We start from the raw sequence: 20132 nt of genomic DNA on the forward strand, positions 1-20132 counted from the left end.
CACATCTCGATCTCGATCGTTTTTCCTTCCTAATTCGCTACCAGACCAGTTTATCACACGCGGAGGGCAAAGGGAACGAAAAAAGGATTAAGATTTTTTTAAACTGCACGGGCTGCTCCCGCGCAGGGCCACTCAGCGGTTGGAGCTGTTCTGGCTTCCCCGGGGTACGGCACCGCCCAGGAAGCTGTCCGAGTAGTGGTCCATGGCCCGCCGGATGACCTCAATGGCAGCGGCCCGGTCGTTGACGTCACCGGCCACCGTCTCCTTGCCCTCCAGGGCCTTGTAGACCGTGAAGAAGTGGGCCATCTCGTCAAAGATGTGACCGGGCAGGTCCATCAGATCATGGAAGGTATTGTAGGTGGGATCGGCAAAGGGGATGGCCACGATCTTCTCGTCGTTCTTGCCTCCGTCCAGCATGGAGATATAGCCGATGGGATAGCACCGCACCAGCGTCAAGGGGTCCATCTCCTCGGAGCAGAGGACCAGTACGTCCAGCGGGTCTCCGTCGTCGCCGTAGGTACGCGGAATAAAACCGTAGTTGGCGGGGTAGTGGGTGGAGGTGTGAAGGACTCGGTCCAGAATGATGAGACCGGTCTCCTTGTCCAGTTCGTACTTCTTTTTGCTGCCCTTGGGAATCTCGATCACCGCCACAAAATCGTCGGGCTGGATGCGGCTGGGGCTGATATCATGCCAGATATTCGACATATGGTTTCACTCCTTAATCCTGCGTGGGCGACTGGCGCCCGTTCTGTAACATTATATCGGTCCCGATCGGGAAATACAAGAACGCAAATAAAGAAAATGTATAAAAATCGCGCTTACTTTTTGCCTTTTTAAAGGATATGCCTCTTTTTTGTGTGCATGTTCAAAAGAAGCGCTCCATCGCCGGGAAGAGCTCGTGTAATGTGTCCAATCGCCCCAGTTTACTTTTTGGCGGAAAAATCACCACTCCACGCCCTCCCGGGCGGGAAGCCCGGCGTCAAAGGGGTGCTTGTGCTTTTTCATCTCAGTGATATAGGCCGCCCGCTCCTCCAGCTCCGGCGGGGGATTGCGCCCGGTGATGACCACCTCCAGCGCTTTCGGGCAGGCGTCCAGCTGCTCCAGCACCCAGGGCAGCTCCAGCATTCCGGTGGAAAGGGCGGCACACAGCTCGTCCAGCACCAACAGATCCACTTTGCTGCTGCGGGCAAAGGCCTGCGCCGCGATGTCCTTCTGGCGCACCGCCTCGGCGGCCTTTTCCTCCGGCGTCATGAGGAAGGTAAATTTCATCTCCTCCGGAATGGGAAGCAGCTCCACGCCCGGCAGGTTGGCCAGAATCTCCCGCTCCCCGCTCTTGCCGCTTTTCAGGAACTGGGCCACCGCCACCCGGCGGCCATGCCCCACTGCACGCACCGTCAGGCCCATGGCAGCGGTGGTTTTCCCCTTCCCGTCTCCGCAATAAATATGGATCATACCGGCTCCTCCTCTTCCAGATCCCGCAGGTAGGCCTGCACGGACCGATTCATTTCCCGGGCAAAGCCCGAGTCGTACTTGCGCCGGTGAAAGGCCTGCATCCAGCTGCAAAATTCCTCTCCTCCGGTCCGCCCGTCAAAAATCCGGCGCAGCTCCTCCCCGTCCATCCGGCGATAGGTGTTGCTGTGGACCACATGCTCCATGGCCGCCCGCTCCGGCTTGGGCCGGTCCTTCTGCTGCTGGGTAGGATAGCCCAGGACCAACATCACAGCGGGAAAGACCCAGGGCGGCAGATGGAGCAGCTCCCGATGGGCTTCATGCTGCTCCATAATATCTCCGATATAGCAGGATCCCAGTCCAAGGCTATCCGCTGCCGTCACCGCATTCTGTGCGGCGATGGCCGCATCTTCCACCGCCAGCATCAGATCGCCCGGTCCCGGGCGGCGCGGGCTGCACCCGGCCTCCACATAGGCGTCAAACCACTTGCGGCAGTCGGCACAGAACACGAGGACCACCGGTGCCTTGGCGATGAAGGGCTGATGGTCGCAGGTCTCGGCCAGGGTATCCTTGATGCTCTGATCGGTGATATCCAGAATGGTATAAAGCTGCTGGTTTCCGGCGGTCGGGGCCTGGACCGCCGCCTCCAAAATGGCCCGCTTCTCCGCTTCCCCCACCGGCTGATCCGTAAAGACCCGGACCGACTTGCGCCGGTGCAGGCTCTCCAAAATCTCGTTCATCGGGTGTCCCTCCTGTTCTCAGGCCTTTCCGGTACGCAGACACTGCGCGCTCCGCTACGGCCTCAGTTTCCTCTATTCTATCCAACTTTCTGTCCCTTGTATAGTCCCCCGCAATAAAAAAGAGCCCCAGGAAACCCTGCGGCTCTCGGCGGTCAATTGTTCCCTTTCTCTTCTTCTCCCTGGAAAACCCCCTGAAAAAAGAGATAGTCCTGCTCCAGTTTGGGGTATAATGGATAGCTTCCTTGGTGCAGAATCCAGTCGATGACCACACCGCGAAAGTGGCGGAACAAAAAGTCGGCCACCCACTCTGCGGCAAGTCCTCCCGGGAGCTCGCCCGACTGCTTCGCCTCCACCAGGCACTCCCGCATGGCCCGGAAGGTAAAGCGGCTGGAGTCAATGGAGCGGCCGTCCGGCCGGTTCAGCCGCTGTTGATAATAGCGTCCCACCAGCTCCCAGCCCATATTCTCCATAAAGGCGGCATACCCCGAGAGAATAAACCACAATCTCCGCCCAGGGGGCTCCTCCCGGTGCTCCTCCAGCAGTTCCTCCATATAGGTATCCAGCGGAGCAAACCCCCGCAGCAGCATCTCTTCCTTGGACTTGAAATGGTGGTAAAAAGCCCCCGTGGTGATCCCCGCCTCCCGGCAGATATCCCGTACCGAGACCTTGTCAAACTGATTGCGGCGCAGGAGTTCCACCGCCGCGCGCAGGATGGCCTGCTCTGTCCGCTTGGCCTGTTCCCGGCGCCGCTGGCTATAATCCATAGATGGTCCCTCCTTTTTTCTTGACACCGGCCCGCAAGCACCGTATAATACTCACATAACAACGTTATGTGAGTATTATAGAGTAGGATGATGAACTTGTCAATGAACGACGTCTGTTTCGACCGCAATCCTCAGAAGATCGCCCTGCTTACCGACTCCTGCGCCGATCTGAGCGCGGAGCAGCGGGCAGGAACCCCTATCTTTGTCCTTCCCCTGAAGATCCGCTGCCGGGACGGGGAATTTTCCGACGGCGTGGACATCTTTGCCTCCGATATCTATACACGCCAGGCCGCCGGTGAACTGCCTCAGACCTCCCTCCCCGATGGGGGCTCGGTCAAGGATACCCTGGACCACATTGCCGCGCAGGGCTATGAGAAGGTCATTGCCATCCACCTCTCCTCCGGTCTCTCGGGCACCTACAATATGGTGCGCCTCCAGGGGCTCGCCCGGGAGGATCTGGAGGTGGCCGTCTTTGACTCCCTCAGCGGCAGCCTGGGAATTGGGATTACGCTGCTCCAAGTATGGGAGGATATCCAGGCCGGGATGACCTGGGACAAGCTGGTGGAACAGCGTGTGCCCGCGCTGATCCGGAACACCTACCCCTATTTTTCCGTGGACACCCTGGAGTATCTCCAGAAGGGTGGGCGCATCGGAAAGATCACCGCTCTGGCCGGTACCATGCTCAACATCAAGCCTCTGGTGGGATTTGCCGCGGACGGCCAGCTCTCCAGTGTGGCCAAGGTCCGGGGACGCAAAGCCGTCCAGGGAAAGCTCTTGGAGCTTCTCTCCGCCCGGGCGGCCGAACAGGGACAGGGCCGGCGCTATAATCTGGCGGTGGCCAATGGCGGCGCGCCGGAGGAGATGGCGCAGCTGCGGCAGACCATTGCCGCTGCTCTGCCGGAACATCTGCACTTCTGGCAGGGGGAGATGGACGCCACACTCAGCGTCTATATTGGCTCCGGTGTGTTGGGGGCCTGTATTCAGTTTTTGGACGAAGAATAAGTTCTAGCGTGTGGGCGGGGTCTGAAGCAGATCCCGCCCACACGCTGCTTTTTTATGAAATTGTAAAGACCTTTGCCGAAAAAACTGTTATAATGGTATCCATCAAACGGCGAAGGAGAGAGTGGATATGGCACAGCAGCGGGGCGGAAAACGGTTGGCTTCCCGGGAAAAACAGCAGGTGCGGAGGGGAAATCCGTTCATTCTGCCCGCCATCCTAGGTGTGATCGTGCTGGTGCTGCTCGGGATCAAGCTGGCTCTGCCCCAGTTTCTGTCCTCCGCTCCCACCCCGCCCGACTGGGTCACCCAGGAGCTTTTGGAGATCAATCCCTTTTCCCGTCCCGGCACCAAGCTGGAGGAGGTCACTGGTATCATCGTCCACTATGTGGGCAATCCCGGCACGACGGCCGAGCAGAACCGGAGCTTTTTTGCGGGACTTGCCCAGCAGGAGCCCGCAGCCGAAGGGGAGCCCGATTCCAATACTTATGCCAGCAGTCACTTTCTGATCGGGCTGGACGGCGAGATCATCCAGTGCATCCCCCTGGATGAGTGGTCTTACTGCACCAGCCAGCGCAACAAGGACACCATCTCCATCGAGTGCTGCCACCCGGATGAGGAAGGCGCCTTTACAGAGGCCACCTATCAGTCCCTCCTGAAGCTGGTCCACTGGCTTCAGGAAGAATTTCACCTGAGCACCGATCAGGTCATCCGTCACTATGACGTGACGGGCAAGGAATGTCCCCGCTACTATGTGGAGCACCCGGAGCAGTGGGAGCAGTTCAAGGCCGATCTGGACCAGATGCAGGACTGAGTCCCCTGCGAAAATGGGGCGTTACCCGACCAAGACCATAAAAAATATCCACCGGACCAGCTGGTCCGGTGGATATTTTTTTGATTTGGTCACTCAATGGCAATGCGGTTGGGGTTATCCACCGCCTGCTCTTCCACCTTGGGAACGGACAGCTTCAAAATACCGTCCTCGTACTTGGCGTGGACCTCTTCCGGCTTCACGTCACCCACATAGAAGCTCCGGGAGCAGGCGCCGCTGTAACGCTCCTGGCGGATATAGCGTCCCTCCTCATCCTTCTGCTCCTTGTTGAGGCCCTTGGACGCGCTGACGGTCAGATAACCGTCCCGCAGCTCCAGATTGACCTCATCCTTTTGGAAGCCAGGCAGATCGATATCCACCTCATAGCTGTGATCCAGCTCCCGGACATCGGTCTTCATCAGGTTCTTGGCGTGCTTGCCGTAGAGCGGATCATGTCCGCCAAAGAAATTCTTGTGGATCGAATCACCAAAGAAATCATCAAACAGATTTTCACCAAACAGACTGGGCAACATATGTCATTCCTCCATTTCACAGCTCATATCTGTGCCCGCCGGGGAGATCTTTTCTCTCCCTCCTTGGTACATGTCTATCATAGTCCCAAGTTTTAGCACTGTCAATATGAGAGTGCTAATGTTTACAAAGCGTTCATGATATGTAGCAAGAAAAGACATATTTCCAGCTTATTCTATGCCGTCTTGCACTCTATTATCAGAAAAGAAGTACAATATGGAATCAATTTCTATCCAAGAGCCGGATAAAAAACCGCCCGCGCTCTTTCGAGCGCGGGCGGTCCTCTGGCGGGGACAGGTAAGAATCGAACTCACCAAGGCGGGAACGCCGCCCTCTACGGTTTTGAAGACCGCGGGGCTCACCAGATACCCTTCTATCCCCATGTTACTGCACGGCTTTATTGATAAAACCGATATACAGTAACTCTTATTATAACAGTATCGAATGCTTTCGTCAACTATTTGAGCGTATTTTCCCGAAAAATATCCTATACTTTTTTCAAAAGTACCCGTACATCGCCATTTTTCCGGGTCACGCCCTCGCTGTCCCAGAACTCCAGCAGTGCCAGCGCATACTTGCGGGAGATGCCCAGGGCATCCCGGAACTCGGCCAGGAGCAGCTCCGGCTTCTGGGCAAAGAGGTCATAGAGTCCCTGAAGGGCCTTCTCGTAAAAATCCTTCCGCAGCACGATCTGTGCGTTGAGGGCCACCAGCTCCCCGTCGTAGAAGAGGCGCTGGACCACCTGGCGGGCGCCGTCCTGCTTCTTTCCAAAGGAGGCGAGCACATCGTCCAGATTCTCCGGAGCCAGGGCGGCCTTGCCGTACAGGTCCAGGATCTGGTCCCGCAGTCCGGTGTAGAAGGAATTCCACACCACCTGGAAGTCAGGCAGGGCAATGGTGGGACCCTCGATCCGCAGGCCGCGGTGCTCGGCATAGTAGTCGATGAGCGCATCGATGGCGGTGGGAGAGGCGGTGGGCAGGAGCTTTCCGCGGAACTCTCCCCGGTTCATGCCGGGCTGGAGCGGCTGGGCCTTGTGATAGGCGCTCAGGAGCTTGACTGCCTTTTCCCACAGGGCCTCGATGGTATCGTGGTCCACATAGCGGCCGCCCAGCTCCACCACACGCCCCTCTTCCATGAGTTGGGCCAGGGACTCGCTCAGTTCGGCCTCGGTGAGACCGGCCGCCTTGGCCAGGTCGTGCTTCTTGGGCATGGCGGACCCGGCCTGACGGAGGGCCTCCATCACCTGCTTCTCGGAGGAGCCCGAGGCGCGGGCAGCCAGTCCCTCCAGCACGGCGGGATCGTTGCGCTTATGCCGGCCGGGATCGGCGTTCAGGATCACACCGCCGCCCACCGTCACCATGGGAGAGAAGAAGCGCACCACATAGTGGTCGCCATTCTTCACCGCCACATCTTCCTGGAAGCGGAGCTGGGCAAAGCCGGTCTCGCCGGGCTCCAGGGTATCCTTTCCCAGCACCACGCACTTACACACCAGCTCCCGGCTGCCGTGGTGGAAGTGGAGCTGGGAGTCGTTTTTGATGGCATAGGGCGCGTCCTTGAGCATGGTGAGCTGCACGTCCATTTGGCGGGAGAGGACCATGGAGCCAGGCTTGGCCACGGTGTCGCCCCGCTTGATATCCGCCTTGTCGATGCCCGAGAGGTTGACCGCCACGCGCATGCCGGCGCTGGCCCGCTCCTCTGCCTTATCGTGGTTCTGAAGACCGCGGATGCGGGCCTTTTTCTCACTGGGGTAGATGCAGACCTCCTCCCCCAGCTGCATGGAGCCCTCCAGCAGGGTACCGGTGACCACCGTGCCGAAGCCGTCCACCGAGAACACCCGGTCCACGGGCAGGCGGAAGGGCCGGTCCTGGTTGCGCTGTTCCGCTCCCTCCACCAGCTTGACAATGAGCTCTTTCAGCTCCTCAATGCCCTGGCCGGTGTAGGAGGACACCGCCAGGATGGGAGCGTCCTGGAGGAAGGTGCCCTGGACAGTCTCCCGGGCCTCCTCCTCGATGGCCTCCAGCCACTCCTCATCCACCATGTCGGCCTTGGTGACCACGATGATGCCGTTCTGCACCCCCAGCAGGGAGAGGATGCCCAGGTGCTCCCGGGTCTGGGGCATAAAGCCCTCGTCGGCCGCAATGACCATCAGGACCACATCCATGCCCGCGGCGCCCACCAGCATGTTGCGGATGAACTTCTCATGTCCGGGCACGTCGATGATGCTGGCGGTCTGGCCGTTGGGCAGCGTGAGCTGGGCAAAGCCGATCTCAATGGTGATGCCCCGCTTCTGTTCCTCTTTCAGCCGGTCGGTGTCCACGCCGGTCAGGGCCCGGGTCAGACAGGTCTTGCCGTGGTCCACATGGCCGGCGGTGCCGATGATGATATGCTTCATAGCCGTGGCGCTCCTTTAGTTCAAGATCGTGTCCAGAGCCCGGATGATCTCCGCCCAGTCGGCGTCGGTCAGGGTGCGGACATCCAGCAGATACTGATTGCGGCTTACCCGTCCCACAATGGGAGTCTCCCAGGCCCGGAGGGCCTCCTCCAGCGCGGAGACCGTGAGGGAGACCGGCGAGAGCTCCACCACCCAGGTAGGCAGGGGCACGCCGGGCAGGCTTCCGCCCCCCACCTCGCCGTTGTCCGGCGCGGCGGAGAAGACACATTTTCCCGCAAAGCGGGCAGAGAGCTCCTCCGCCCGGGCGCGTGCCTTGGGCTCCAGGGTCTCCGGCCGCGCCCCCAGCATGGCCAGGGTGGGAATGCTCCGGCCGGCCAGCGCATGATCCCGGTAGGTGCGCAGGGTGGCCTCCAGCGCCGCCAGCGTCAGCTTGTCAATGCGCACCACCCGGGCAAACTGATCCTTCTTCATGGCCTGGATATAGGGGGCCCGGCCAATGGCGATGCCCGCCTGGGGCCCGCCCAGCAGCTTGTCGCCGGAGAAGCAGATCACATCGGCACCGGCGCGCACGCTCTCCTCCACCGTGGGGCCCTCGGGGACGCCCAGAGCAGGGTCGTCATAGAGGGCGCCGCTGCCCAGATCGTGGAAGACAGGCACACCCTTCTCCCGGCCCAGGGCGACCAGATCGGCAATGGAGACCCCCTCGGTAAAGCCAATGAGCTTGAAGTTGCTGGTGTGGACCTTCAGGAGGATCTCAGCCCCCTGCTCTTCAATGGCGCGGCGGTAATCGGAGAGATGGGTCTTGTTGGTGGTACCCACCTCCACCAGCTGTGCCCCGCTGCGGGCCATGATCTCCGGCACCCGGAAGGAACCGCCGATCTCTACCAGCTCCCCCCGGGAGATCGCCACTTTTTTTCCAGCCGCCAGGGCCGAGAGCATGAGGAATACCGCCGCGGCGTTGTTGTTGACCGCCAGGGCGGCCTCCGACCCGGTCAGAGAGCAAATAAGCGGCTCAATGTGGGAAAAGCGGCTGCCGCGGCGCCCGGAATCGATGTCATATTCCAGGTTGGAATACCCCCGGGCCGCCTCATAGACCGCCCGGGCCGCCTCCTCGCCCAGAGGGGCGCGGCCCAGGTTTGTATGCAGCACCACGCCGGTACCGTTGATGACGGCGCGCAGGTGGGGACGGCAGGACGCCCGGGCCCGGGCCGTAGTCTGGGCAGCCAGGGTGTCCAGGTCGGGCAGGACCTCCACCGTTCCATCCAGGATCCCGCGGCGCAGCTCCTCCAGGGCGGTTCTGGCCGCCTCTTTCAGTGCATAGTAAGGCAGCTCCTCCTGGGCGGACGCAATGGCCGGATGGGCCAGAAGCACGTCCATTTTGGGGAGCTGCTGCAACAGCTGTCGATTCATCGAGGGGAAAACCTCCAGTCACAGATGTGCGGACAGACGTCCGGAAATTCAGTAGCATTATTATACATGATTCCAGGTAGAGAGACAAGGACAACCAGGGAGAAAAAGATGCCGCACCCACTCCCCAAGGGCGCAGGCGCAGCGGCATGTCATATATCGCGGCTCTTCTCCTCCAGCGGAGCTCCACAGTGGGGGCAAAATGACATGTTCCCGGCGGAGAGAAGGCCCAGAAAACGACGGCAAAAGGGACAACGCAGCTTACACAGTGCGAGCACAATACTGGAAAGCACCACGATACCTCCAGCCGCCATCCAGAGTATCCCCAGGCGAAAACAGCCCACCCCAAACAAAAGGGCCCCTACCAGGAACAGCAGCGCAGACACAAGGTCCCAGGTTTTCAGCTTCCATGCCTCCATGGACTTTCCTCTTTCCTATGCGTGATTCTGAGATAAAATACCTCTTCTCCGGCAGAAAAGCCAGCAATCAGAGGTAAAAAACAAGCAAAGATCCGGTAAAACGAAAGCCGATGGGACAAAACATCCCATCGGCTTCTATTTAAAAAGAGACTGCGCTTAGCGAACTGCCGCCGCGCAGGATTGCTTTCTGAGATCCATCTCGATCATGCGGATCACATAGAGAGAGTCGGTGATGACCTTGAGGGGCTGGGAAAAATCCAGGGCAAACAGTCCGATGAAGGACCGGGCATCCACCTTGATGGTCTCCTCCTGATTGGAGAGATAGACTTCTTTATCCGCCATGCTGGCAATGCGCTGGAGCGCAGAGATCTCAGAAATGGAGTTAAATTTCTTTTCGATGACCATACGTCATACCTCCTTTTCGCCTACGAGTATATCACGGCGTATTTTTGCACGCAATGGCATACTTATATAAAAACGGAGCCCTTTTATAGGCCGTATACAAGCATTTTTTCATATTATAGCCTCTATACTGCGCTAGTTAATTTATAAATCCCCCATTGCAATCCACAGAGTCACGACTCTTTCCCTCTCCCAATGAAATTAGTCAGGATATAAAAACTCCGCGCCGCAATGCGGCGCGGAGTTCATATGCCATTTTTGTGCTGCACTCGGTCCGATCACCAGTGCTCCAGCTGCTCCTGAAGCCACTGAGAGTCTGTGACGATCTCCACCGGCTGGGAAAAATCCAGCGCATAGATCCCCATGGGAGATTTTGCATTCAGGGCGATTTCTCCGTCAAGAGAACGGATGGTGACCGCCTCAGATACGGAAAGCGCCAGTTCACGAAGTCGCTGGATCTCCTCCCGGGAGGAGAAAGTCATGGTTATAACCATCGGTCATGCCCCCTGTCAGTAATACCGTTGCTCTTCTTTTATTATACTACATAGTACATACTTTGAAAAGAGACGAGCTCTCTTCATCCAACGGTTTTGTCGTCCTTACAGCGGCATGATTTTGTGCATTTACGCCAGAGGCTCTCTTACTTCATCAGGGAACAGACCAGCTCGGTGTAACGGGTGGTATCTTCGATGGGGAGACCGGCAATGAGCAGGGCCTGATGGTAGAGGAGCTCTGCATAGACCTTGGCCTTCTCCTGGTCACTCTCCATGGCCTCCCGAAGGGCGGCAAAGGCCCCCGAATCGGGATTGAGCTCCAGCACCCGCTGGGCCTTCATGTTGTCCGCGTGGTCCGGGTCCACCCGGCGGAAGTACTTCTCCATCTCCAGCGTGACCGGACCGTCGGCCGTCATGCACACCGCGCCGGTCTTGAGGATTTTGGAGATGCGGGCCTCCTTGATCTTGTCGCCCAGGGTCTCCTTCACGAAGTCCAGTACGTCCTTGTTTTCCTCCGCCTTCTTCTCGGCCTGGGCCTTCTCCTCCTCGCTCTCCGGGAGGGCATCGCTGTCACTGACCGACTTGAAGGCCTTGCCGTCCAGCTCGCCCAGCAGGTTCATGACGAACTCGTCGGGCTCGTCAGTAAGGTAGAGGATCTCATAGCCCTTGTCCCGGATGCGCTCGGTCTGGGGCAGCTGGGCGATCTTTTCCACGCTCTCGCCGGCGGCGAAGTAGATAAACTTCTGATCCTCTGCCATGCGGGACTGGTACTCGGCCAGGGTGACCATCTTGCCCTCCTTGGAGGACCAGAAGAGGAGCAGGTCCTTCAGCAGCTCCTTATGGGCGCCGTAGTCGGCCAGGATGCCGTACTTGATCTGCATGCCGAAGGCCTTCCAGAACTGCTCGTACTTCTCCCTCTCGTCCTTCTGGAGCTTGAGGAGCTCAGCCTTGATCTTCTTCTCCAGATTGCCCGCGATCACCTTGAGCTGCCGGGTATGCTGGAGCATCTCGCGGGAGATATTCAGGGAGAAGTCCTGAGAGTCCACCACGCCCTTGACAAAGCGGAAGTGGTCGGGCAGCAGGTCGGCGCACTGATCCATGATGAGCACGCCCGAGGAGTAGAGCTGCAGGCCCTTCTGATAGTCCCGGGAGTAGAAATCAAAGGGAGCATGGGCCGGGATATAGAGCATAGCCTTATATTCCACCGCGCCCTCGGCGGAGACATGGACCACCCGCAGGGGATCCTCCCAGTCGCCGTACTTCTCCTTATAGAACTGGTTGTACTCCTCCTCCTTGACCTCGCTCTTGGGCCGCTGCCACAGGGGAACCATGGAGTTGAGGGTCTGCCACTCGTCATAGTCCTCCCACTCGGGCTTATAGTCCTCACCGGCGTCCTCCGGACGGGGCTTCTGGCGTGATTTGTGCATGAGCATGACGATGGGGTAGTGGATATAGTCCGAATACTTCTTCACCAGGTCGCTGAGGCGGTACTGCTCCAGATATTCGTCGTAGTGGTCGTCCTCCGTGTTGGCTTTGATGTGGAGTACGATGTCGGTGCCCACCGTATCCTTCTCGCAGGGCTCCATGGTGTAGCCGTCCTTGCCGTCAGAGGTCCAGCGCCAGGCCTCCTCGCTGCCGTAGGCACGGGAGGTCACCGTCACCTCATCGGCCACCATAAAGGCGGAGTAGAAGCCCACACCGAACTGACCGATGATGTCCACATCGCTCTTGCCCTTGCCCTCGTCCTTGGCGGCCATGTCCTGCTTGAACTGGAGGGAGCCGCTCTTAGCAATGGTACCCAGATTCTGCTCCAGCTCCTCCTTGGTCATGCCGATGCCGTTGTCCGAGATGGTGAGGGTCCGCTTGATCTGATCCGGAGTCAGGGTGATCTTGAAGTCGGAGCGGTTCAGACCCACCTGGTCATCGGTGAGGGCCTTGTAGGCCAGCTTGTCCACAGCATCGCTGGCGTTGGAGATGAGCTCCCGGAGGAAGATCTCCTTATGGGTATAAATGGAGTTGATCATCAGATCCAACAGCCGCTGTGATTCGGCCTGAAAGGCTTTCTTTTCCATGGTATATACGCCTCCATATAAAACATAAATCGTAAACAAAATAGGGTTAGCACTCTTTCCTATAGAGTGCTAACCCTATGATAGCCCTTCCCGCCCCACTTTGCAAGGGGGTTTCCAGAATGTTTACAATTTCTCCTGGCGGTCACTCCGACCAGAATTTCAGCGTGGCCTCCAGCTGATCCGGGGGGCAGACCACATAGCAGACGGTGAGCCGGTGCCCTGCCGCGTCGTACATCTTCCGGGCCAGCTCTTCTCCAAAGGCGCCGCACACCTCAATGGTGCCGAACCCCGCATCGGCCAGTTCTACCGCCTTGGCTACCGCCTCCTCCGGATTGCGCACCGTGAGGATATGGGTCTCGGTGGCGGAGGTATCCAGCCGGGCATGGTCGGTCTCCGGGTTATGAAGCTCGTTCATGATCATCATCGCGTATTTCTTTTTCATGCCGTCCATCTCCTTTTTCTGTCTTCCGCTCCCGCTCTAATAGCGGTTTACCCAGTTGGAAATGAGAATGGTGGGCACCAGCCACATGCCCAAAAAGACCAGCAGATTAAAGGGAGTCAGCGAGTCATACGCCGCCATAAAGGTGAGGTAAAAGGCGAGCAGCACGCCCACACAGGACCCCAGACAGGCCAGCGCCGTGGAGATCCGCACCGCCAGGCGCAGACGTTTCCCGCCCACGGCAGCCTCGGTAAAGGGTCCCACCCCCTCCCGGCAGAGCACGGCGGTAAGCAGCTCACTGTGGCTCTGCCGCTGGGAGGAGAGCTCCACCCGCCGCTCCACCGCCGGGAACTCCATCTTGTCCGCCGGCAGCTTGAAGCGCTGGCGGAGCATGGCGGGGATGATATTAAAGTCCCGGGTGGCCAGCACCGGGGAGATCCGGTTGCTGATCAGGGCGCTGATGGCGGGCTCCACTGTGCCATGCAGGGTGTATTTCAGGGCAAACAGCCCGGCCAATTCCCCGTCAATGGCGCAGAATACCGCGTTTTTCACGTTCAGTCCCTGGGGCAGGGGCACCTCCATCAGATGCATGAAGGAGGCCGAGCCCACCAGCACTACTTCGTTCCGGATGAGGGCAGATACACCGCCCCCCTCGTAGCAGCAGAAATCCTGGCTGCGGCGGTAGATGGCCCCCTGACTGCGGAGCAGATCGTGGAAGATCTTATCCAGTCCACAGCCGGTATCCCGAATGAGCGTGGCGGTCACGCCCACCACTTTCTCTACCGGGAAATCCCCAAAGATCTTGATCCCGTTGAGGGAGACCGTCCCGGGCGGGAAGAGGTCCTGATCGGTCAGCAGAATCCCCGCGCTTCCGCTGGTCCCGGTGATCCCGTCCCAGCCGGCCAGAGCGGCTCCGCTTTTCGCCAGACGCAGGGAGAGGGAGCGCCACGGGATGCCGTAGCAAAGCGTCGAAGAGAACGACGCTCCTGCGCTCAGGGTGGCCGAAAGACACCAGAGGATATCCTCCGGCCGCCGCCTGCCAATGGAGGCCAGCACCGAAAAGAGCAGACAGGCTAGGAGAATGAGGGGGGCCATAATATGGTAGATGCGCTGGGCCCCTTCGGTAGCCTGGATCTGGCGGCCAAAGCCCACCGGCTCCCCCGACCATTTCGCATAGGCGTCCCGCCCATTCCACTTATTCTCATCCAGGGTGACCAGATAGGGCTCCGAGGCGGAGGCCGCTGTGCGGCAGGCCACCCGCAGTCCCTTGCGCTTACAGTAATATCCGTACAGATTGAAGCCGAGGGCCAGGGCCGCAATGGCACAATAGGGCTGGCGCTGGGGGCTCCCCTCCATCAGCGGCATGGTCAGCGCATCCGCCAGGGCGGCGGCACAGGCCAGGGCCATCACGCTGTCCAGCTCTACGTGCAGGATGAGCAGATGGTACAGTCCGCGCCCCAGCGCATCGATCCCCAACAGCATGGCCGCGCCCAGCAGCGCAGCCTGGGCGTAGAGCTGAAGGGTGTGGTTCCCCTCCAGGGTCCCGGGCATGGGTGCGTTCACCGCCTGGCCCACCGACAAATAGAGCAGGGGTACACACAGCAAAAAGAGCAGGACGATGCGCAGCTTGAGGACCCCCATCCCCCGGTTATAGCGCCGGAACAGCTCCTGGGGCGGCGTGTCCGGGATGGGCGGCGGGGGACGGCGCTTCCGTCGGGGCGGGCGCTCCTCCTCCGGTTCCTCCACATCCACGCCCGGGATGTACCGCTCTGCCCGGCGGACCTCGGGAGCTTCCTCGCTCCCCTCTTCCTCAAACATGTGGTCCGCGTAGGCATCCGCCTGCTTCTTCAGCTTTCGGAACCGGCCCAGCAGCCCCTTTTCCTCCCCGCCCGGGAAGGGAACGACTTTCTCCTTCTTCTGGGACTGGACCGGAGCCGTCTCCTCCCCTTCCGGGGTGGGCGGCTCGGACTCGGGTTCTCCAGCCTTCTCCGCGTTCCGCGCCGGCTCAGGCTTCTGCGCAAGGCGGCGGCCGCCGGAGGGAGCTTTGGGTTTTGGTGTCTTGGATTCCAGAGGCTTGGGTTCTGGAGGGTCCGGCTCAGGTGTCTGCTCCTGCGGTGGGGCCGGCTCCTCCACAGCGTCCTGTTTCTTCTCCTCTGCGGTGGAATGGCCCGGGAAGGTCAGCAGATGGCCCCGGGCCCGCTTTCCCCCGCGCCCTCCGCGGGGCGGAGTGGGGTCGGCCGGCTCCGGCTCTTCCCGGTCCTGGTACTGGTCCAGGGGGATCGGGGTCCGCGCATCCGGTTCCTTCTGTGACTCCTGTCCGTACTCCGCCAGAATGTCCTCCAGAGAAAATTCCAGCTCAGGTTCTTCGGTATGGAACTTGTCGTCGTTATCCTTCGACATGATCTTCTCCTGATTATGTTGAAATAGCTTCCGCGCACCGCGCGGGAGGTCTTACATCCGCTGGCGCACCGCCTCGTAGAGCAGGATGGCAGCAGCGGCGCTGGCGTTGAGGGAGTTGAGCTTCCCCTTCATGGGGATGCGCACCTTGAAATCACAGGTCTCGGCCACCAGCCGTCCCATGCCGTCCCCCTCGCTGCCGATGACGATGGCAGCCGGTCCCTTCAGGTCAGCCTCATAGAGCAGGCGGTCCCCGTCGGCTGCCGTGCCAAAGACCCAGATTCCCTCGTCCTTGAGCTCCTTGAGCAGGGCGGGCAGATTGGGCACCCGGGCCACCGGCACATGGCTCACCGCCCCGGCGGAGGTCTTGGCCACGATGGCGGTCAGACCGGCCGAGCGGCGCTTGGGAATGATGACGCCGTGGGCGCCGGCACACTCGGCGGTGCGGATGACCGCACCCAGATTGTGGGGGTCTGAGAGTTCGTCACACACCACGATCAGGGGAGGCTCCCCCTTCTCGCGGGCGGCGTTCAGAATATCCTCCACGCTGGCATACTCCCGCACCGCGGCCAGGGCAATCACCCCCTGGTGGGAGTGGGTGCGGCTCATGTTGTCCAGCTTCCGGCGGTCGGCCTCTACCACCACCACGCCCTTACCGCGGGCGGTCGAGGCAATGTGCCCCAGGGCTGCGTCGGTCTCGCCCCGGGCAATATAGATTTTATCAATGGCGGTTCCGGAGCGCAGCGCCTCAATGACTGCGTTGCGGCCTTCAATAATGCCGTCCGCTCCCGCTTCCAGGGTATCTTCCCGGCGTTTTCCGGTCTTGTTCTCCTTCATGGATGTGTCTCCTCATTCATTTGATTCATAGAGCAGTATACCACATTCCCCCCTCCGGAAAAAGGGAAAGTTGCAAACTCTTCGCTGCCCTTTCCGCCTCCAAGGGCTTCTTTCACAGAATGTTTACACCTTTCGACACCCCCCTTCCTTGTATTAACGAATCTTTTGTGTTATAAATAGATAAGTCTAAAGAAAACAGGACCGATTTCTCTGATTCAGGTCTACTCTTCATGTAAGGAGGGCACTCATTTGAAGCCCGATAAACAACGAAACACCGGCTCAAACAATAACAAGCGCAATCTAATGGGCATTGCGTCCATTCTGTTATGGGCCCTGGTGGTCACCATTCTGGTGAACTACTTCCTGTCCATGTCCAATCAGGCCAATTCCACCCTGATTCAATACAGCGAGTTTTTGAATCTGGTGGAAGAGGACGAGGTCTACGCCGTCTCCATGACCAGCAACAAGTTTACCATCTACCTCAAGGAAGATGTGGCTGCCGTTGGTCTGGACCCGAATGCCACCCCCGCGCTCCCCTCTGCGGCATCGCAAAACGACAGTCAGCTCTTTTCCAGCATCCTGGCCGGTGAGGAGAGCGCCCCCAGTGTGGAGCAGCAGCTCTCCAAGGCCCGCAGCTATTACTGTGCTCCCCTCAACGACTCCAGCCTGCTTACCCTTTTGCGGGAGCACAATGTCCGCTTCGGCACCCCCTACCAGCCGGAGCTCTCCCCTGTGGTGAGCTTCCTGGTCTCCTGGCTGCTGCCCATGGTCATCATGGTGGCCCTCTTCTCCTTCCTGTTCCGCAGCATGGCGGGCAAGATGGGCGGCGGTCTGGGCGGCGTCGGCAAGGCCAATGCCAAGGTCTATGTGGAGAAAAAGACCGGCGTCACCTTCAAAGATGTGGCCGGTCAGGATGAGGCCAAGGAGTCCCTGGTGGAGATCATCGACTTCCTGCACAATCCCCAGAAATACACCGAGATCGGCGCCAAGCTGCCCAAGGGCGCCCTGCTGGTGGGCCCTCCCGGTACCGGTAAGACACTGCTGGCCAAGGCCGTGGCCGGTGAGGCCAACGTTCCCTTCTTCTCCATCAGCGGCTCCGACTTCGTGGAGATGTTTGTGGGCGTAGGCGCCTCCCGTGTCCGTGACCTCTTCAAGGAGGCCAACAAGATGGCCCCCTGCATCGTCTTTATCGACGAGATCGACACCATTGGTAAGTCCCGCGACAACCGCATGGGCGGCAATGACGAGCGGGAGCAGACCCTCAACCAACTGCTGGCTGAGATGGACGGCTTCGACCCCACCAAGGGCGTCATTCTGCTGGCCGCCACCAACCGGCCCGAGGTGCTGGACCAGGCCCTTCTGCGTCCCGGCCGCTTTGACCGGCGCATCACCGTGGACCGGCCCAACCTGGCCGGACGTCTGGCCACGCTTCAGGTCCACACCCGCAACATCCGTCTGGCGGAGGACGTGGATCTGAACAAGATCGCCCTGGCCACTGCCGGCGCGGTAGGCGCGGACCTCGCTAACCTGGTCAACGAGGCTGCCCTCCGGGCGGTCCGTCTGGGCCGCCGGGCGGTCAACCAGAACGACCTACTGGCCGCTTTTGAGCTGGTCATCGCCGGTGCGGAGAAGAAAAACTCCGTCCTCTCTGAGTTTGAGAAGAAGCTGGTAGCCTACCATGAGGTGGGTCATGCCATGGTCTCCTTCAAGCAGAAGAACACCACCCCGGTGCAGAAGATCACTATCGTTCCCCATACCCAGGGCGCGCTGGGCTACACCCTGCACCTCCCCGAGGAGGATAAGAACCTCCAGACCCGGGACGAGCTGCTTGCGGAGATCGCCACTTACATGGGCGGCCGTGCCGCGGAGGAAGTGGTCCTCCACACCATGACCAACGGTGCCGCCCAAGACATCCAGCAGGCCACCAGCCTGGCCCGCAATATGGTGGCCCTCTACGGTATGAGCGACAAGTTTGGCATGATGGCTCTGGCCTCCCGCCGCAACCAGTATCTGGACGGCGGCTACGGCATCGACTGCGCCCAGGACACCGCCGCCGACATTGATAAGGACGTCATGTCCATCCTCCACAGCGCCTACGAAAAGGCAGTCAATATCATCCAGGAGAACCGGGAGGATATGGACAAAGTGGTGGATTACCTCCTCAAGAAGGAGACCATCACCGGCGAGGAGATGATGGCCATTCTGGAGGGCCGGGACCCCGCCACCGCCGACAACTACGGCGCCCGTCCCGAGCCCCAGGACCGCTCCATTGAGCCCCCCGCCCGCAACATTCACATGACCAGCGAGCCGGTCCTTCCGCCTCAGCCGCCCCAGGACACCACACCGGAGGATGAGGCGCCCGCCCCCTCTTCGGAGGACGATTCTCCCGCTGGGGAGTCCTGATCCCGCTTTCCGCATCTCTTGACGCGTGTTCTGTGGTATGATATGCTTCCATCAGGGGCGGCAGGTTCCTGCCGCCCCTGTTTTTTCGAAAAACAAAATAGTAGGAGGGAGCTCTATGATCATTACCACGACCCCTCAGATCGAGGGACACCGCATCTGCGCCTATCACGGCATCGTCTTTGGCGAGGTGGTCTCCGGCGTGGATTTCATCAAGGATTTCGGCGCGGGACTGCGCAATTTCTTCGGCGGACGCAGTGAGGGCTATGAAGAGGAGCTCCAGCGTGCCCGGGAAGAGGCGCTCCATGAGATGAGCCAGCGGGCCGCTCAGATGGGCGCCAACGCGGTAGTTGGTGTGGACATCGACTACGAGATCCTCGGCTCCGGGAACAACATGATGATGGTCTCTGCCTCCGGCACCGCAGTGACCATCGAGCCAGTATAAAGGAAAAAGGCCGCGGGAACACAGGGTGTTCCCGCGGCCTTTCTTCATCGTTCCGTATAGGTATAGAGCAGTACCCCTGCCAGGACCATCCCTCCGCTGATCCATTCGGCCGGGTCCGGAATCTCTCCGAACAGGATCCCCGCCAGTACAGCGGCAAAGACCGGCTCACAGAGCTTGGCCGCCGACACATAGGCGGGAGAGAGCTCCCGCAGGCACCAGCTGAACAGGCTGTGTCCCATCAGCGTGCAGAACACCGCCAGGCCCAGACCAATGAGCCACTCCCGGGGCGGCCAGCCCCAGACCGCCGTCCCGGTGACCCCATCCAGCACCAAGAGGGTGATCAGACAGGCCGTATAGGTGAGGGCGGTATAGACCGTGGTGGAGAGGTGCTCCCGCTGATATCTGCCAATCAGGGTGTATGCCGCCACCGCTGCAGCTCCCGCCAGGGCCAGTCCGTTCCCCCCTACCGTTCCTCCGGAGCCGCCCCCTGCAAAGGCCAGCACCGTACTGCCTGCCACCGCAAGGGCAATGGCACCCCACCCCAGCCGGGAGATCCGTCCGCCAAAGAGCAGCGCAAAGCCCAGGGCCACAAAAATGACCTCTGTGCTCACCAGTGCGGTGGAACTGGCCACGCTGGTCCATTTCAGGGACTCAAACCAGAGCGCAAAGTGAAGGGCCAGACATACTCCGCTCAGGGCACACAGCCCCACGTCCCGCCGGGTAACCCGTTTCCACTCTGCTCCCCCCCGGAGCAGGGCGGCAGGCAGAAGCAGAAGTGCCGTCCAGCCCAGGCGGTAGGTGGCGGTCACCAGCGAGGGGGCCTGTGAATACCGCACCAAAATGGCCGAAACAGCCGTCCCCAGCACACCCAACAATAAAATTCCTTTTGCCCGGCTCCATCCCACCCGCACCCCCTCCTTTTTGCAGTCCGCTCTATCCTACCAACTCCGACCGAAAAAGGCAAGCATCCAATCAAAAACCCGCCTCCGGACATGTCCGGAGGCGGGTTTATTATTCCATTACTTGGAGGCCTTCAGGGCCTTGATGGACTCGATGAGCATGGGGGTGACCTTGAAGAGGTCGCCGGTGATGCCGTAGGAGGCCACCTCGAAGATGGGGGCGGTCTCGTTCTTGTTC

General features: G+C 60.0%; 19 protein-coding genes, 1 tRNA gene and 1 pseudogene. 4 read left to right on the top strand and 17 right to left on the bottom strand.

The window, feature by feature from the left end; all coding sequences use genetic code 11:
• Positions 1–132 precede the first annotated feature (132 nt).
• From H8S34_RS13930 to H8S34_RS13945, 4 genes are all read right to left on the bottom strand, one after another.
• A complete protein-coding gene (locus H8S34_RS13930) occupies positions 133–705 on the bottom strand; it encodes an inorganic diphosphatase (RefSeq protein WP_101691027.1) in 573 nt (190 codons plus the stop codon).
• 237 nt (positions 706–942) lie between these two features.
• Positions 943–1452, bottom strand: coding sequence for a cob(I)yrinic acid a,c-diamide adenosyltransferase (locus H8S34_RS13935; RefSeq protein ID WP_186964311.1), 510 nt, complete (start codon positions 1450–1452; stop codon positions 943–945).
• On the bottom strand, positions 1449–2189 hold the full coding sequence (locus tag H8S34_RS13940) for a nitroreductase family protein (protein WP_186964312.1): 741 nt from the start codon (positions 2187–2189) through the stop codon (positions 1449–1451). Before H8S34_RS13940 ends, H8S34_RS13935 begins: the two co-directional genes overlap by 4 nt.
• A gap of 152 nt (positions 2190–2341) precedes the next feature.
• Positions 2342–2953: a TetR/AcrR family transcriptional regulator gene (locus H8S34_RS13945; RefSeq protein ID WP_101691024.1), complete on the bottom strand. Its 612-nt coding sequence runs from the start codon at positions 2951–2953 to the stop codon at positions 2342–2344.
• A 102-nt stretch (positions 2954–3055) separates the two neighbouring features.
• Between H8S34_RS13945 and H8S34_RS13950 the strand changes: the two genes are divergently transcribed.
• Positions 3056–3955, top strand: a complete 900-nt coding sequence (locus H8S34_RS13950) for a DegV family protein (RefSeq protein ID WP_186964313.1) — start codon at positions 3056–3058, stop codon at positions 3953–3955.
• 127 nt (positions 3956–4082) lie between these two features.
• Positions 4083–4763, top strand: coding sequence for a peptidoglycan recognition protein family protein (locus H8S34_RS13955; protein WP_101691022.1), 681 nt, complete (start codon positions 4083–4085; stop codon positions 4761–4763).
• A gap of 89 nt (positions 4764–4852) precedes the next feature.
• Here H8S34_RS13955 and H8S34_RS13960 read toward each other — a convergent pair whose 3' ends face one another.
• From H8S34_RS13960 to rlmB, 11 genes are all read right to left on the bottom strand, one after another.
• Complete coding sequence (locus H8S34_RS13960; RefSeq protein ID WP_101691021.1) at positions 4853–5293, bottom strand: Hsp20/alpha crystallin family protein; 441 nt, start codon at positions 5291–5293, stop codon at positions 4853–4855.
• A 283-nt stretch (positions 5294–5576) separates the two neighbouring features.
• Positions 5577–5672: transfer RNA gene (locus H8S34_RS13965), tRNA-Sec, on the bottom strand.
• Positions 5673–5778: 106 nt separating this feature from the next.
• Positions 5779–7683 carry a selenocysteine-specific translation elongation factor gene (selB, locus tag H8S34_RS13970; RefSeq protein WP_101691020.1) on the bottom strand — a complete coding sequence of 635 codons (1905 nt, stop codon included), beginning with the start codon at positions 7681–7683 and terminating at the stop codon, positions 5779–5781.
• 15 nt (positions 7684–7698) lie between these two features.
• Positions 7699–9093, bottom strand: coding sequence for an L-seryl-tRNA(Sec) selenium transferase (gene selA / locus H8S34_RS13975; protein WP_186964314.1), 1395 nt, complete (start codon positions 9091–9093; stop codon positions 7699–7701).
• A 149-nt stretch (positions 9094–9242) separates the two neighbouring features.
• Positions 9243–9509 (bottom strand): hypothetical protein, encoded by a 267-nt coding sequence (locus H8S34_RS13980; protein WP_186964315.1) that lies wholly within the window; start codon positions 9507–9509, stop codon positions 9243–9245.
• A 156-nt stretch (positions 9510–9665) separates the two neighbouring features.
• A complete protein-coding gene (locus H8S34_RS13985; protein ID WP_101691018.1) occupies positions 9666–9914 on the bottom strand; it encodes a hypothetical protein in 249 nt (82 codons plus the stop codon).
• A 275-nt stretch (positions 9915–10189) separates the two neighbouring features.
• On the bottom strand, positions 10190–10405 hold the full coding sequence (locus tag H8S34_RS13990) for a hypothetical protein (RefSeq protein ID WP_101691017.1): 216 nt from the start codon (positions 10403–10405) through the stop codon (positions 10190–10192).
• A gap of 146 nt (positions 10406–10551) precedes the next feature.
• Positions 10552–12477 carry a molecular chaperone HtpG gene (gene htpG, locus H8S34_RS13995; RefSeq protein ID WP_101691016.1) on the bottom strand — a complete coding sequence of 642 codons (1926 nt, stop codon included), beginning with the start codon at positions 12475–12477 and terminating at the stop codon, positions 10552–10554.
• 142 nt (positions 12478–12619) lie between these two features.
• Entirely contained in the window at positions 12620–12919 is a 300-nt protein-coding gene (locus H8S34_RS14000) for a DUF6506 family protein (RefSeq protein ID WP_101691015.1), read from the bottom strand.
• Positions 12920–12955: 36 nt separating this feature from the next.
• A complete protein-coding gene (locus tag H8S34_RS14005; RefSeq protein ID WP_186964316.1) occupies positions 12956–15316 on the bottom strand; it encodes a hypothetical protein in 2361 nt (786 codons plus the stop codon).
• A 51-nt stretch (positions 15317–15367) separates the two neighbouring features.
• On the bottom strand, positions 15368–16150 hold the full coding sequence (rlmB, locus tag H8S34_RS14010) for a 23S rRNA (guanosine(2251)-2'-O)-methyltransferase RlmB (RefSeq protein WP_101691013.1): 783 nt from the start codon (positions 16148–16150) through the stop codon (positions 15368–15370).
• Positions 16151–16453: 303 nt separating this feature from the next.
• On the opposite strand from rlmB, the gene ftsH reads away from it, so the two are divergent.
• Together ftsH and H8S34_RS14020 are read left to right on the top strand one after the other, a co-directional pair.
• The gene (ftsH, locus tag H8S34_RS14015) at positions 16454–18553 is read left to right on the top strand and encodes an ATP-dependent zinc metalloprotease FtsH (RefSeq protein ID WP_186964318.1); all 2100 of its coding nucleotides are present in this window, start codon (positions 16454–16456) and stop codon (positions 18551–18553) included.
• A gap of 115 nt (positions 18554–18668) precedes the next feature.
• The gene (locus H8S34_RS14020) at positions 18669–18995 is read left to right on the top strand and encodes a putative heavy metal-binding protein (RefSeq protein ID WP_101691012.1); all 327 of its coding nucleotides are present in this window, start codon (positions 18669–18671) and stop codon (positions 18993–18995) included.
• A 44-nt stretch (positions 18996–19039) separates the two neighbouring features.
• Here H8S34_RS14020 and H8S34_RS14025 read toward each other — a convergent pair whose 3' ends face one another.
• Both H8S34_RS14025 and H8S34_RS15240 read right to left on the bottom strand, forming a co-directional pair.
• Complete coding sequence (locus H8S34_RS14025) at positions 19040–19900, bottom strand: DMT family transporter (RefSeq protein ID WP_366486006.1); 861 nt, start codon at positions 19898–19900, stop codon at positions 19040–19042.
• A 114-nt stretch (positions 19901–20014) separates the two neighbouring features.
• Positions 20015–20132 (bottom strand): annotated as a pseudogene (locus tag H8S34_RS15240) (acryloyl-CoA reductase electron transfer subunit beta); the annotation flags it as partial.

This window comes from Pseudoflavonifractor hominis (assembly GCF_014288125.1).
GTDB classification, from domain to species: domain Bacteria; phylum Bacillota; class Clostridia; order Oscillospirales; family Oscillospiraceae; genus Pseudoflavonifractor_A; species Pseudoflavonifractor_A gallinarum.

Excerpts from the sequence above, each read along its gene's own strand:
- H8S34_RS13940 (WP_186964312.1), bottom strand. The coding sequence starts at position 2,189 with ATGAACGAGATTTTGGAGAGCCTGCACCGGCGCAAGTCGGTCCGGGTC.
- H8S34_RS13930 (WP_101691027.1), bottom strand. The coding sequence starts at position 705 with ATGTCGAATATCTGGCATGATATCAGCCCCAGCCGCATCCAGCCCGAC.
- H8S34_RS13935 (WP_186964311.1), bottom strand. The coding sequence starts at position 1,452 with ATGATCCATATTTATTGCGGAGACGGGAAGGGGAAAACCACCGCTGCC.
- selA (WP_186964314.1), bottom strand. The coding sequence starts at position 9,093 with ATGAATCGACAGCTGTTGCAGCAGCTCCCCAAAATGGACGTGCTTCTG.
- H8S34_RS14020 (WP_101691012.1), top strand. The coding sequence starts at position 18,669 with ATGATCATTACCACGACCCCTCAGATCGAGGGACACCGCATCTGCGCC.
- H8S34_RS13990 (WP_101691017.1), bottom strand. The coding sequence starts at position 10,405 with ATGGTTATAACCATGACTTTCTCCTCCCGGGAGGAGATCCAGCGACTT.
- H8S34_RS14000 (WP_101691015.1), bottom strand. The coding sequence starts at position 12,919 with ATGAAAAAGAAATACGCGATGATGATCATGAACGAGCTTCATAACCCG.
- rlmB (WP_101691013.1), bottom strand. The coding sequence starts at position 16,150 with ATGAAGGAGAACAAGACCGGAAAACGCCGGGAAGATACCCTGGAAGCG.
- selB (WP_101691020.1), bottom strand. The coding sequence starts at position 7,683 with ATGAAGCATATCATCATCGGCACCGCCGGCCATGTGGACCACGGCAAG.
- H8S34_RS13960 (WP_101691021.1), bottom strand. The coding sequence starts at position 5,293 with ATGTTGCCCAGTCTGTTTGGTGAAAATCTGTTTGATGATTTCTTTGGT.
- ftsH (WP_186964318.1), top strand. The coding sequence starts at position 16,454 with ATGGGCATTGCGTCCATTCTGTTATGGGCCCTGGTGGTCACCATTCTG.
- H8S34_RS13950 (WP_186964313.1), top strand. The coding sequence starts at position 3,056 with ATGAACGACGTCTGTTTCGACCGCAATCCTCAGAAGATCGCCCTGCTT.
- H8S34_RS13980 (WP_186964315.1), bottom strand. The coding sequence starts at position 9,509 with ATGGAGGCATGGAAGCTGAAAACCTGGGACCTTGTGTCTGCGCTGCTG.
- H8S34_RS14005 (WP_186964316.1), bottom strand. The coding sequence starts at position 15,316 with ATGTCGAAGGATAACGACGACAAGTTCCATACCGAAGAACCTGAGCTG.
- H8S34_RS13985 (WP_101691018.1), bottom strand. The coding sequence starts at position 9,914 with ATGGTCATCGAAAAGAAATTTAACTCCATTTCTGAGATCTCTGCGCTC.
- htpG (WP_101691016.1), bottom strand. The coding sequence starts at position 12,477 with ATGGAAAAGAAAGCCTTTCAGGCCGAATCACAGCGGCTGTTGGATCTG.
- H8S34_RS13945 (WP_101691024.1), bottom strand. The coding sequence starts at position 2,953 with ATGGATTATAGCCAGCGGCGCCGGGAACAGGCCAAGCGGACAGAGCAG.
- H8S34_RS13955 (WP_101691022.1), top strand. The coding sequence starts at position 4,083 with ATGGCACAGCAGCGGGGCGGAAAACGGTTGGCTTCCCGGGAAAAACAG.